Source organism: Micromonospora sp. A200 (assembly GCF_029893845.1).
Lineage (GTDB): Bacteria > Actinomycetota > Actinomycetes > Mycobacteriales > Micromonosporaceae > Micromonospora > Micromonospora purpureochromogenes.
Genome location: NZ_JARXXY010000025.1, coordinates 39,490 through 52,256 on the forward strand (window position 1 = coordinate 39,490; position 12,767 = coordinate 52,256).

The following is a 12,767-nucleotide window of genomic DNA, read 5'->3' on the forward strand; positions in this document are numbered from 1 at the left end:
ACCCGCCGCCAGGTCTTTCGAACATGTGTACGATGACCGGCATGGCGGCAGCAGCACGATCCACCGGCGCAATGGAGATCACCCGACGGCTCACCGCGATCTGCGGTCCCTCCTTCGCCCGCTTCGCCGGGGCGGCCGACGAGGTCGCCGGGCGGGCCGCCCGCTGGGTGGCGGTGCCCGGCGGTGCCGGGGCCGCCGCCGAGGTGCTGCGGCTGGCCGCCCGGCACGACCTGAGCGTGGTGCCCCGGGGCGCCGGCACGAAGATCGACTGGGGTGCGGCACCGGCCCGGGTCGACGTCATGCTCGACACCGGCCGGCTCGCCGGCCTCGGTCACCAGCCGGTCGGCTCGCCGGTGGCCGAGATCGGCGCCGGCACCCCGCTGCGCGCGGTGCAGTCCATCCTGGAGCGCACCGGCCGGCGGCTGCCGCTGGATCCGTCCTCGCCCGGCGCCACCCTCGGCGGGGTGCTCGCCGCCGACGAGGCCGGCCCGCTGCGCCACCGGTACGGCACCGCCTGCGAGCAACTGGTCGGCCTGCGCTGGCTGGACGCCGACGGCGAGCTGGTCAGCGCGGGCGCGGCCGAGCCGCCGGCCGGACCGGCGCCGGTCGGGCTCGACGTGGGCCGGCTGCTCTGCGGCTCCCAGGGCGGGCTCGGGGTGCTGGTCTCGGCCACGCTGCGGGTGCAGGCCGTACCGGCCAGCCGGGTCTGGGTGACCCGGCCGGTGTGGACGCCGCTGGAGGTGCACGACCTGGTGTGCGCGGTGCTCGCCGCCCGCCTCGACCCGGCCGCCGTCGAGCTCGACCTGCCCACCGCCGGGTCCCGGTCGCACCGGCCGGTGCACCCGTCGCGGGCGGCGGCCCGCGCCAACCACCCCTCGATGGCCGGGCGGCGCGGCGAGCAGCCGGCGGCGCGCGGCGGCGCCGGCACTCTGGCGGTGCTGCTGGAGGGGGGCCCGGCCGACGTCACCGAGCGGGCCGAGCGGCTGGTGGCGCTCTTCGAGGGCCAGGCGAGCGTGCTCGACGCGGCCCCGTCGTGGTGGCGGCGCTACCCGTTCGGGCCGGGCGACACGGCGTTGCGCATCGAGGTGCCGATCACCGACCTGCACGCCGCGGTCTACGCGCTGCGGGACGCGGCCGGCGCTCCGGTCCCGGTGCGCGGCTCCGCCGGCCTGGGCGTGGTGCACGCGGCCCTGCCCGGGGCGCTGTCCGGCGAGCGGGTCGCCTCGATCCTCGCCGCCGTCCGCGGGGTGCTGCTCGCCCGCCGGGGGCGGTGCGTGGTGGTCAACGCACCCGAGCCCGTCCGGCAGGCCGTCGACGTGTGGGGTGAGGCGGCGGTGATTCCCCGGCTCCGGGCGGCCAAGGACCATCTCGACCCGCACCGGCGGCTCGCCCCGGGCCGCCTGCCCGGCGGTCTCTGAGCGCCGGGGTCAGTCCAGCCACCACCGGTGCATGTCGTGCAGCACCGGGGTGAAGCGCAGCACCGTCAGGGCGAGCGTGGTGAGCGTGGCGGCGAGCAGCAGGGCCCGGGCGCGAGGCGGCAGCCGGTCCTGATCCCGGGCCAGCACCGCCGCGGTGTAGAGGGCCAGCGCCGGCCCGAGCACGACTCCCGCGAGGTACAGCAGGGACACGGCCAGGTAGAGCCAGGCGAACGGGTTCGCCCCGCTGATGCCGAACGGCACCATGTCCTTCGGGTCGTACTGCCCGGTGACCATCTCCGCCGGGCCCACCCCGGCACTGGCCATCCGACCCAGGTAGGCCGCCACCAGCACGACGAGCGCCCCGGCGAGCACGAGGTGCCCGGTGAGGATGGCGCCGACCCGTGGCCGGCGTTCCTCGCTGACACCCGCGACATCCGACATGCCGTCACGGTACTCGCATCGACATGCGTGCAATGTCCCTCGCCGTTGATCTACCGGCCCGGCGGCCGGGCGACGGGCTCAGAGGGCGTCGTTGCGGAGCACCAGGATGGCGATGTCGTCCCGGGGCGCCTCCACCGAGAAGTTGATGGCGGTGGCGCGCAGCCGGGCGGCGACCACGTCGGCCGAGTACCCGGCCAGCGGGGCGGCCGCGTCCCGGAGCCGGTCGACGCCGAACAGCTCCCGGCCGCGCCGGCGCTCGGTCACCCCGTCGGTGTAGAAGACCAGCGAGTCGCCGGCCCCGAGGGGGATCTCCGCCGTCGGCGAGGTGATCGTGTCGATCAGCCCCAGCGCGGTGCCGCCGGTGCCGACGAAGGCGGCGCCCCCGGTGCCGCGCAGCAGCACCGGGCGGTCGTGGCCGGCCAGGTGCAGCGAGACGTCGAGCTGCCCGTACCGGCCCGGCCCGACGGCAGCGAGCGCGAGGGTGCAGTAGCGGCCGCCGCCGCGTTCCACCAGGGTCTCGTTCAGCCGGGCCAGCACCTCGGGCAGCGGCTTGCCGTCGCCGACCAGCACCCGGATCACGTCCCGCACCAGCCCGGTGACCGCCGCCGCCTGCACGCCCTTGCCGGAGACGTCGCCGATCACCACCAGCCAGCGCCCGTCGGGCAGCGGCAGCACGTCGTAGAAGTCGCCGCCGACCTCGGCGTCGTCGCCGGTCGGGACGTACTCGGCGGCGAAGCCGATTCCCTCGACCACCGGCAGCACCGGCGGGAGCAGCGACTGCTGGAGCGTCTGGGCCACCCGGCGCCGCTCGGCGTGGATCCGGGCGTTCTCGATGGCGAGGGCGGCCCGGCGGGCCACGTCCTCCAGCACGGCGACCTCGTCCGGGTCGTGCCGGTGCCGCAGGTGCCGGCCGACGGCCAGGGTGCCCAGCCGCTGGCCGCGGGCGATCAACGGCACGGCGAAGCCCTCCATCGGGGGGCCGAGCGGCACCTGCGCGGCGCTGCGGGACGCCTCCCGCAGCCGGGCCTGGACCGAGTCCGGGCCGACCTCCTGGAGCACCTTGTGCAGCTGCGGCAGCATCGCCTCGTCGGCGTGGCTGGAGGCGGCCAGCCGCAGCCGGCCCCACTCGTCGGTGGTGTGCACGGCGCACCATTGGCCGAGCCGGGGCACCACCAGCTGCGGGACCAGCGCCATGGTCAGCTCGACGTCCAGCGACTGGGCGAGCAGCTCGCTCGCCTCGGCGAGGAAGGTCAGCCACGCCTGCCGGCGGACGTCCGCCCGGCGCAGCCGGTCGTTCTCCAGGTGCAGCGACAGCCGTTCGGCGGCGAGCACGGCGAGCGGTCGCGCGTACGCCGAGGGGGCCGCGTCCAGCTCCAGCTCCCCGGCGTACGGGCGGTGCACCGCCAACGGCACCTGGAGCAGCTCGTCGCCCGGGCGGGGTTGGCGGCCGTAGCGAGCAAGTGGCTGGATGCCCTGCCCGTCGCCCCGGTCCAGCCGGATCACCCCGCCGGCCGCGCCCACCATCTCGGCGACCCGGGTGAGCAGGTCGGCGGCGAAGTCGGGCAGCGGGTCGTCGGCGTTCGGGTCGGGGCTGGTCTGGGTCAGCTCGCTCATCGCGGCGGCGCTCGGCGCGGAACTCGCCGCCACGGTGCCCTCCCCGCCGTTCGCGGGGACGTGCTCCAGCGCCACCGGGCCGGCCGGGGCGGCGCCGGGGCGGTCCAGCCGGAACCAGACCCCCTTGCCGGTGGGCAGGTACGTCGTCCCCCAGCGGCTGGCGAAGTGGTCGACGAGCAGCAGCCCGCGGCCCCGCTCCGAGACCTCGTCGATGTTCTCGGTGTCGCTGCGGATGCCGACCACCAGCTCGTCCACCGGGCCGGTGGCGAAGTCGGAGACGGTCACGGTGAGCCCGACCGGGTCGGTGACGACCTCGATGTCCAGTTCGGTGCGGGCGTGCTCCACCGCGTTGGTGGAGAGTTCGGTGGTCAGCAGCAGCGCCTCGTTGAGCAGGTCGTCGAGGTCGGCCTCGGCCAGCACCGAGCGGACCAGCGCCCGGGCGGCGGCGGGCGTACGCCGGTCGGCGGGCAGCCGGACGCGCCGGACGTGCTCGTCCCGGCCCCCGTCCGACGCGGGCCCCGTCTCCGCTGACACCCTCGTATCCTCCATCGCCGCCGGCCGGGTGCCAAGCCGGACGGCGCGACACGGACGGCGCCACACCGGGCGCGCGGCGCACTTCGCGTCCGTGGCATCGACACCCGCGCGGGCACAATGATGGGATGGCGGCGTGTCGGCAAGCGCCGGTGGCCCCGAGCTGAGCGAGGAATGATGAGCGCGAAACAGTCGGTGACCGCGGATCCGTCCGCTTCCGAGCACGCGGCGCTTCTCGTCGAGCTGGCGGAGGCGCTGCGTCGGGTGCGGGGCGGCGACTTCAAGGTCCGGCTGCCCCGGCGCGCGGGTGCGGCCGGTGAGGTGGCGGACGCCTTCAACGACGTGGTGTCGATCCAGGAGCGGCAGCACCTGGACCTGCGCCGGATCAGCCGGATCGTCGGCCGGGACGGCCGGCTCACCGAACGCCTCGACGAGGAGGGGTTCGACGGTTCCTGGGCGGAGGGGCAGCGGGCGATCAACTCGCTGATCGACGACCTGGGGCGGCCGACCACCGAGATCGCCCGGGTGATCGTGGCGGTGGCCGACGGCGACCTTTCCCAGCATATGGCGCTGGAGATCGACGGCCGCCCGCTGCGCGGTGAGTACCTGCGCATCGGCCGCACGGTCAACACGATGGTCGACCAGCTCTCGTCCTTCTCCAACGAGGTGACCCGGGTGGCCCGGGAGGTGGGCACCGAGGGCAAGCTCGGCGGCCAGGCCGACGTCCGGGGCGTCGCCGGCACCTGGAAGGACCTCACCGATTCGGTGAACACCATGGCGTCGAACCTGACCGGCCAGGTGCGGTCGATCTCCCAGGTGGCGACGGCGGTGGCGAAGGGCGACCTGTCCCAGAAGATCACCGTCGGGGCGCGCGGCGAGGTGGCCGAGCTGGCCGACACGATGAACTCCCTCACCGACACCCTGCGGCTCTTCGCCGAGCAGGTGACCCGGGTGGCCCGCGAGGTGGGCACCGAGGGCAATCTCGGCGGTCAGGCGGAGGTGCCGAACGTCGCCGGCACCTGGAAGGACCTGACTGACAGCGTCAACTCGATGGCGTCGAACCTGACCGCCCAGGTGCGCAACATCGCCCAGGTCTCCACGGCGGTGGCCCGGGGTGACCTGTCGCAGAAGATCACCGTTGCGGCACAGGGCGAGATCCTGGAGCTGAAGGACACCGTCAACACGATGGTCGACCAGCTGTCGTCGTTCGCCGGCGAGGTGACCCGGGTGGCCCGCGAGGTGGGCATCGAGGGCAAGCTGGGTGGCCAGGCCCAGGTGCGTGGGGTCTCCGGCACCTGGCGGGACCTCACCGAGAACGTCAACCAGCTCGCCGGCAACCTGACCAGCCAGGTCCGCAACATCTCGCAGGTCTCCACGGCGGTCGCGAAGGGTGACCTGAGCCAGAAGATCACCGTCGACGCGCAGGGCGAGATCCTGGAGCTGAAGAACACCGTCAACACGATGGTGGACCAGCTCTCCTCGTTCGCCGACGAGGTGACCCGGGTGGCCCGCGAGGTGGGTACCGAGGGCAAGTTGGGTGGTCAGGCGCAGGTCAAGGGCGTCCTGGGTACGTGGCGGGACCTGACCGACAACGTGAACTCGATGGCGTCGAACCTGACGTCGCAGGTGCGCAACATCGCCTCGGTCACCACGGCGGTCGCCAAGGGTGACCTGTCGCAGAAGATCACGGTGGACGCCCGGGGCGAGATCCTGGAGCTGAAGTCGACGGTGAACACGATGGTGGACCAGCTGTCGTCGTTCGCCGACGAGGTGACCCGGGTGGCCCGTGAGGTGGGTACCGAGGGCAAGCTGGGTGGTCAGGCCCAGGTGCGCGGCGTGGCCGGCACCTGGCGGGACCTGACCGACAACGTGAACTCGATGGCGTCGAACCTGACCGCCCAGGTGCGCAACATCGCCCAGGTCTCCACCGCGGTGGCGAAGGGTGACCTGTCGCAGAAGATCACGGTGGACGCGCAGGGCGAGATCCTGGAGCTGAAGTCCACGGTGAACACGATGGTGGACCAGCTCTCCTCGTTCGCCGACGAGGTGACCCGGGTGGCCCGCGAGGTGGGTACCGAGGGCAAGCTGGGTGGTCAGGCCCAGGTCAAGGGCGTCTCGGGTACGTGGCGGGACCTGACCGACAACGTGAACTCGATGGCGTCGAACCTGACGTCGCAGGTGCGCAACATCGCCTCGGTCACCACGGCGGTGGCGAAGGGTGACCTGTCGCAGAAGATCACGGTGGACGCGCAGGGCGAGATCCTGGAGCTGAAGTCGACGGTGAACACGATGGTGGACCAGCTCTCCTCGTTCGCCGACGAGGTGACCCGGGTGGCCCGCGAGGTCGGCATCGAGGGCAAGCTCGGCGGTCAGGCCCAGGTGAAGGGCGTCTCCGGCACCTGGCGGGACCTCACCGAGAACGTCAACCAGCTCGCCTCGACGCTCACCACCCAGCTGCGGGCGATCGCCCAGGTGTCCACCTCGGTGACCCGGGGCGACCTGACCCAGCGGATCGCGGTCAAGGCGCAGGGCGAGGTCGCCGAGCTGAAGGACAACATCAACCAGATGATCGTCACCCTCCGGGAGACGACCAAGAAGAACGCCGAGCAGGGCTGGCTCGACTCCAACCTGGCCCGGATCGGTGGCCTGCTCCAGGGCCAGCGGGACCTCGGCGAGGTCTGCCGCATGATCATGATGGAGGTGACCCCGCTGGTCGACGCGCAACTGGGCGCGTTCTTCCTGGCGGACACCTCCGAGGGCGTGATGCGGCTGCGGTTGACCGCCTCGTACGGCTACGTGGCGCGCGGCCACGACGTGACCTTCGGCCCCGGGGAGGGGCTGGTCGGTCAGGCCGCGCTGTCCCGCCGCACGATCCGGGTCAACGCGCTGCCCGACGGGCGGCTCACCCTGCGCTCCGGATTGGCCGAGACGCCCCCGGCCGACCTGGTCGTGCTCCCGGTCCTCTTCGAGGGCGAACTGCTCGGCGTGATCGAGTTCGCCAGCGTGGCCCGCTTCTCCGAGCTGCACCTGGCGTTCCTGGAGCGGCTGGTGCTGACCACCGGCATCGCGGTCAACACGATCCAGGCCAACCGGCGGACCGAGGAGCTGCTGGCGCAGTCGCAGCGGCTGGCCCTGGAGTTGCAGGACCAGTCGGCGGAGTTGCAGCGCACCAACGCCGAGCTGGAGGACAAGGCCAAGCTGCTCTCCGAGCAGAAGGGCAACATCGAGACCAAGAACCGCGAGATCGAGCTGGCCCGGCTCGGCCTGGAGGAGAAGGCGCAGCAGCTCACCCGAGCCTCGGCGTACAAGTCGGAGTTCCTGGCCAACATGAGCCACGAGCTGCGGACACCGCTGAACTCGCTGCTGCTGCTGGCCCGGCTGCTGGCCGAGAACTCGGAGCAGAACCTCAGCCGCAAGCAGATCGAGTTCGCCCGCACCATCCACAGCGCCGGCTCGGACCTGCTCTCCCTGATCGACGACATCCTGGACCTGTCCAAGATCGAGGCGGGCCGGATGGACGTCCAGCCGACCGAGATCCGGTTCGACGAGATCCGCGGGTACGTCGAGCAGGCGTTCGCCCCGCAGGCCGAGGAGAAGGGCCTGGACTTCCAGGTACGGGTGGCCAAGGAGCTGCCGCCGGCGCTGGTCACCGACGCCCAGCGGTTGCAGCAGGTGCTGCGCAACCTGCTCTCCAACGCGATCAAGTTCACCGACAACGGCGCGGTGACGTTGCGGATCGCGCCGGCGCCGGAGAACGCGGTGTTCGACGTGCCGGCGCTGACCAACGCGCGGCAGGTGATCGCGTTCACCGTGATCGACACCGGCATCGGCGTCTCGGACGACAAGCTGTCGCTGATCTTCGAGGCGTTCCAGCAGGCCGACGGCACCACCAGCCGCCGCTACGGCGGGACGGGGCTGGGGCTGTCGATCAGCCGGGACCTGGCCCGCCTGCTGGGCGGCACGATCACCGTCACGTCGGCGCCCGGTCAGGGCTCGACGTTCACCCTCTTCGTACCCGACGTGCTGGCGCCGGACGCGGTGGTGGCGCCGCAGCCCCCGTCGCCGCAGCGCGCCGGCCTGCCCTCGTCGTTGCTGATGCCGCCGATGGAGCTGCTGCCCCAGCCGGCGGAGGCCCCGGCGACCCGGCAGCTCGACGGCGCCACGGTGCTGATCGTCGACGACGACGTACGGAACGTGTTCGCGCTGACCTCCGCGTTGGAGTTGCACGGCATGGCCGTGTTGTACTCGGACAACGGGGCGGACGGGGTCCGCCTGCTGGCCGAACATCCGGAGGTGGACATCGTGTTGATGGATGCGATGATGCCGGATCAGGACGGATACGAGACCACCAGGCAGATCCGCCGCAACCACCGCTTCGCGGACCTGCCGATCGTCTTCCTGACGGCGAAGGCGATGCCGGGTGACCGGGAGTCGGCACTGGCGGCCGGGGGCAGTGACTACATCACCAAGCCGGTCGACCTGGACGAGTTGATCGAGCGGATGGCGTCGTGGATCAGCGGCAGCCGAGGCGAGGAGAGTTCGTGACGCAGACAGCCAAGGCGCTGCTGGTGGACGACCGGCGGGAGAACCTGATGGCCCTGGAGGCCATTCTCCAGGGCCTTCCGGTGCAGTCGGTCGCCGTGGAGAGCGGTGAGGCGGCGCTGAAGCAGTTGCTGGTGGACGACTTCGCGGTGATCCTGCTGGACGCTCAGATGCCGGACATGGACGGATTCGAGACCGCCAGCCACATCAAGCGGCGGGAGCGGACCCGGCACGTGCCGATCATCTTCCTCACCGCCGCCGACAAGGATGCGCAGCTCGCCTTGCGCGGCTACGCGGTGGGCGCGGTCGACTACCTCACCAAGCCCTTCGACCCGTGGGTGCTGCGGGCCAAGGTGTCGGTCTTCGTGGAGCTGTGGGTGAAGACCCGGCAGCTCGCCGCGCAGTCCGACCTGGTGCGGGAGCGGGACGCCCAGTGGCGGGTGCTCACCGACGCGGTGGACGAGGCGTCCTCGCTGCTGCGCGCCAACGACGACCTGGAGACCCGCGACCGGGCGGTGGAGATCCTGGAGCAGGCCCGCTGGGGCAACACCGCCTGACCCCTCGAAGATCCGCGCACTTTTCTCGGAAAGAGTGGCCGTTCCCGCGCGAATGGCCACTCTTTCTCGGTAAGTGCGGTCAGTTGGAGCGCGGGGGGTGGCCGGTGGCGGCGCGGCGGGCGCGCCAGCGTTCGCCGAGGGAGTCGATCTCCTCTTGGACGAAGACGAAGAAGTCGCGCATCTCGGCGACCCGCTCGCCGCCCGGGGTGGCCGGGCCGTGCAGGGCGTCGACCCCGGCGGTCGCGACGTCGATGAGGTTCTTGTAGATGCCGGTCTTGGTGATGGTGGCCTCGTACCAGGGGTTGTCCGGCACCCGGTAGCGGTCCCGGCGGGAGCGGGGCACCGGCTCCCGCAGCAGCATGCCGAACTGGGTGAGGTAGCGGACGGCGCCGGAGACGGCCGCCGCGCTCACCCCCAGCCGTTCGCCGATCTCGCCGGCGGTCAGCGGCTCGTCGGCGCTCATCACCGTGAACAGCACCCGGGCGGCCATCCGGGGGAACCCGACCTCGGCGAAGGCCATCGCCATCCGTTCGACGAAGAGGTGGACCTCCTCGACGTCGGGGGCGGCGCAGCGGTCGTCGGTCATCGGTGGGTGCTCCTCACTGCGGGTCGGACGTCGACTATGCCTCGGATCTCACAGTCTTCACGAGTTTGTGAAACGAGTGTAGCTTCTGATGTATGGAAACTCCCATCGCGGTGACCGGCCTGGTCAAGACCTACGGCCGGATCCGGGCGCTCGACGGCCTCGACCTCAGCGTCCGCGCCGGAGAGGTGCACGGCTTCCTCGGGCCCAACGGCTCCGGCAAGTCCACCACCATCCGGGTGCTGCTCGGCCTGCTGCGGGCGGACGCGGGGGCCGTCCGGCTCCTCGGCGGCGACCCGTGGCGCGACGCGGTCGCGCTGCACCGCCGGCTGGCGTACGTCCCCGGCGACGTGACCCTCTGGCCCAACCTCTCCGGCGGCGAGGTGATCGACCTGCTCGGCCGGATGCGCGGCGGGCTCGACCCGAAGCGCCGCGCCGAGCTGCTGGAATCCTTCGAGCTGGACCCACGCAAGAAGGGCCGGGCCTACTCGAAGGGCAACCGGCAGAAGGTCGGCCTGGTCGCCGCGCTGGCCTCCGACGTCGAGCTGCTCATCCTCGACGAGCCGACCTCCGGGCTGGACCCGTTGATGGAGGAGGTCTTCCAGCAGTGGGTGCGCCGGGCCAAGCAGGACGGCCGGACGGTGCTGCTCTCCAGCCACATCCTCGCCGAGGTGGAGGCGCTCTGCGACCGGGTCACCATCATCCGCAACGGGCGGAACGTGGAGACCGGGACGCTGACCGAGCTGCGCCACCTGCACCGCACCGCCATCGACGCCGAGATCTCCGCCCCGCTGGACGGCCTGGCGGACCTCCCCGGCGTGCACGACCTGCGGGTGGAGGGCAGCCGGGTGCGCTTCGACGTGGACAACCCGGCGCTGGACGCCGCGCTGCGCCGGCTGGCCGAGCTGGGCGTACGGAGCCTGGTCAGCCAACCGCCGACGCTGGAGGAGCTGTTCCTGCGGCACTACGGGACGGCCGACGAGCCGGCCGGGGCGAACCGATGAGCACCCTCACCGGCACCCGGCACCTCGTCCGACTGATCCTGCGCCGGGACCGCATCCTGCTGCCGCTCTGGGTGCTGGTGCTGGCGGTGCTGCCGATGACGTACGCGACGAGCTTCTTCGAGCTCTTCCCGACCGCCGCCGACCGGGCCGCGTACGCCACCGGCACCGCGACGAACCCCTCGATCGTCGCCCTGCTCGGCCCGGTGTACGGCGACAGCGTCGGCGCGCTCACCGCCCAGCGGGGCGGCTTCCTCACCCTGATCGTCGGGCTGATCAGCCTGCTCACCGTCATCCGGCACACCCGCACCGAGGAGGAGGCCGGCCGCGGCGAGCTGCTCGGCGCCACCGTGCTCGGCCGGTACGCCGGCCTGACCGCCGCGCTGACCGTCACCTACGCGGCGAACCTGCTGCTCGGCCTGCTCACCGCGGCCGGCCTGGCCGCCACCGGCCTCCCGGCGGCCGGCTCGCTCTCCTACGGGCTGTCGACCGCGCTGGTCGGGGTCGTCTTCGCCACCGTGGGTGGGCTCGCCGCCCAGCTCACCGAGACGGCCGGCGGCGCGCGGGGGATCGCCGTCGGGGTGCTCGGCCTGGCCTTCGCGCTCCGGCTCGCCGGTGACACCGCGGAGCGGGACTGGCCGAGCTGGCTCTCGCCGCTGGGCTGGGCCCCGCGCATCCAGGCGTACGAGGGCGAGCGCTGGTGGGTGCTGGCGCTGCCCGTCGCGCTGACCGGGCTGCTCGGCGCACTCGCGTACCCGCTGTCGGTGCGCCGTGACCTGGGTGCCGGGCTGCTGCCACCCCGGCTCGGTCCGGCGCACGCCGGAGGTGGGTTGTCCGGACCGTTCGGGCTGGCCTGGCGACTGCACCGGGGTGCGCTGCTCGGCTGGTCGGTCGGCTTCGGGCTGCTCGGGCTGATCCTCGGCGGCGCGGCCGAGGCGGCCGGCCGGTCGGTCGAGGGCAACGCCCAGCTCGAGGAGATCATGGCCCGGTTGGGCGGGTCGTCCGCGCTCGCCGAGGCGTACCTGGGCAGCACGCTCGCCTTCGTCGGCCTGGCCGCCGCCGGCTACGGCATCGCGGCCGCGCTGCGGATGCGTATGGAGGAGGCGGCCGGTCGGGCGGAGCCGCTGCTGGCCACCGGGGTGCACCGGTCCCGCTGGCTCGCCTCGCACCTGCTCTTCGCCCTGGTCGGGCCGGTGGTGGTGCTGGCCGTCTCCGGGCTCGCCACCGGGCTCACCTACGGGCTGAGCGTGGGTGACGTGCCGGGCCAGCTGCCCCGGATGCTCGGCGCGGGGCTGGCGCAGGTGCCGGCGGCCTGGGTGCTGGCCGGCCTGGCGGTGCTGCTCTACGGGCTGCTGCCCCGGTTCGCGCTGGTGGCCTGGGGGGTGCTCGTGGTCTGCGTGCTGCTCGGTCAGATCGGCGCGGTGCTGGAGTTGAGCCAGTGGCTGCTGGACGTCTCCCCGTTCACCCACACCCCGCAGGTGCTCGGCGGCTCGTGGACCGCCACCCCGCTGCTGGCCCTCACCGCCCTGGCCGTCCTGCTGGCCGTGGCGGGCCTGACCGGCTTCCGCCGCCGCGACGTCCCGACCATCTGATGCGGTCGTGAGGTGGGCGGCGGCTGAGCCGTCCACCTCAGGGTCGCGGCGACGGTCAGGGGGCGGTCTCGTTGCGGATCATCAGGGCGGAGCGCAGCCCGGTGATGTCCAGGACGCGGAGCAGGAAGTCACCGACGTTGCTGAGCACCAGCAGGGTCCGCGCGTGGCTGGCCTTGCGGCTGAGCACGACCAGGGTGCCGAGCCCCTGGGAATCGCAGAACGTCACGCCGCCCAGGTCGAGCACGATCCGCGGCGGGGGGTCGGCGAGCACCTCGTTGACGACGGTCGACAGCTGGCCGGCCGTGAGCATGTCGATCTCACCGGCCAGGCGAAGCACCACTTCATCGCCCGTCCGGTGTACCGTGATGGACAGTTCGGCACGATCCACCCGGCCACCCTATCGCGATCTCGACGCCCTGGCCCGGTGAGACCTCTTCGGCCGCCGGGCGCGCGCGCCGGGGTGAGTCTGGTAACCCCGCCCCGGGGTG

General features: G+C 72.8%; 9 protein-coding genes. 5 read left to right on the forward strand and 4 right to left on the reverse strand.

Translation table 11 applies throughout. The features are described from left to right. Positions 1-41: 41 nt before the first annotated feature. Positions 42-1,418: an FAD-binding oxidoreductase gene (locus M2302_RS22920; RefSeq protein ID WP_280839905.1), complete on the forward strand. Its 1,377-nt coding sequence runs from the start codon at positions 42-44 to the stop codon at positions 1,416-1,418. Between the two features lie 9 nt (positions 1,419-1,427). On the opposite strand, the gene M2302_RS22925 is transcribed toward M2302_RS22920, so the two are convergent. Together M2302_RS22925 and M2302_RS22930 are read right to left on the reverse strand one after the other, a co-directional pair. Continuing rightward, entirely contained in the window at positions 1,428-1,859 is a 432-nt protein-coding gene (locus M2302_RS22925) for a hypothetical protein (protein ID WP_280839906.1), read from the reverse strand. A 78-nt stretch (positions 1,860-1,937) separates the two neighbouring features. Continuing rightward, positions 1,938-4,022, reverse strand: coding sequence for a SpoIIE family protein phosphatase (locus M2302_RS22930; RefSeq protein ID WP_280839907.1), 2,085 nt, complete (start codon positions 4,020-4,022; stop codon positions 1,938-1,940). A 156-nt stretch (positions 4,023-4,178) separates the two neighbouring features. Here M2302_RS22930 and M2302_RS22935 point away from each other — a divergent pair, with 156 nt between their 5' ends. Then, a complete protein-coding gene (locus tag M2302_RS22935; RefSeq protein ID WP_280839908.1) occupies positions 4,179-8,549 on the forward strand; it encodes a HAMP domain-containing protein in 4,371 nt (1,456 codons plus the stop codon). Beyond that, positions 8,546-9,103, forward strand: coding sequence for a response regulator (locus M2302_RS22940; RefSeq protein WP_088959338.1), 558 nt, complete (start codon positions 8,546-8,548; stop codon positions 9,101-9,103). Before M2302_RS22935 ends, M2302_RS22940 begins: the two co-directional genes overlap by 4 nt. Before the next feature lie 79 nt (positions 9,104-9,182). Here M2302_RS22940 and M2302_RS22945 read toward each other — a convergent pair whose 3' ends face one another. Then, complete coding sequence (locus tag M2302_RS22945; protein ID WP_280839909.1) at positions 9,183-9,689, reverse strand: MarR family transcriptional regulator; 507 nt, start codon at positions 9,687-9,689, stop codon at positions 9,183-9,185. A gap of 92 nt (positions 9,690-9,781) precedes the next feature. Between M2302_RS22945 and M2302_RS22950 the strand changes: the two genes are divergently transcribed. Both M2302_RS22950 and M2302_RS22955 read left to right on the forward strand, forming a co-directional pair. Beyond that, on the forward strand, positions 9,782-10,690 hold the full coding sequence (locus tag M2302_RS22950) for an ABC transporter ATP-binding protein (RefSeq protein WP_280839910.1): 909 nt from the start codon (positions 9,782-9,784) through the stop codon (positions 10,688-10,690). Beyond that, the gene (locus M2302_RS22955) at positions 10,687-12,279 is read left to right on the forward strand and encodes an ABC transporter permease (protein WP_280839911.1); all 1,593 of its coding nucleotides are present in this window, start codon (positions 10,687-10,689) and stop codon (positions 12,277-12,279) included. The genes M2302_RS22950 and M2302_RS22955 overlap by 4 nt, the downstream gene beginning before the upstream one ends. Before the next feature lie 55 nt (positions 12,280-12,334). On the opposite strand, the gene M2302_RS22960 is transcribed toward M2302_RS22955, so the two are convergent. Then, positions 12,335-12,667, reverse strand: coding sequence for an STAS domain-containing protein (locus tag M2302_RS22960; RefSeq protein ID WP_154940461.1), 333 nt, complete (start codon positions 12,665-12,667; stop codon positions 12,335-12,337). Positions 12,668-12,767 lie beyond the last annotated feature (100 nt).

Coding starts and splice junctions, on each gene's coding strand:
- M2302_RS22920 (WP_280839905.1), top strand. CDS start 42: ATGGCGGCAGCAGCACGATCCACCGGCGCAATGGAGATCACCCGACGG.
- M2302_RS22925 (WP_280839906.1), bottom strand. CDS start 1,859: ATGTCGGATGTCGCGGGTGTCAGCGAGGAACGCCGGCCACGGGTCGGC.
- M2302_RS22930 (WP_280839907.1), bottom strand. CDS start 4,022: ATGGAGGATACGAGGGTGTCAGCGGAGACGGGGCCCGCGTCGGACGGG.
- M2302_RS22935 (WP_280839908.1), top strand. CDS start 4,179: ATGATGAGCGCGAAACAGTCGGTGACCGCGGATCCGTCCGCTTCCGAG.
- M2302_RS22945 (WP_280839909.1), bottom strand. CDS start 9,689: ATGACCGACGACCGCTGCGCCGCCCCCGACGTCGAGGAGGTCCACCTC.
- M2302_RS22950 (WP_280839910.1), top strand. CDS start 9,782: ATGGAAACTCCCATCGCGGTGACCGGCCTGGTCAAGACCTACGGCCGG.
- M2302_RS22955 (WP_280839911.1), top strand. CDS start 10,687: ATGAGCACCCTCACCGGCACCCGGCACCTCGTCCGACTGATCCTGCGC.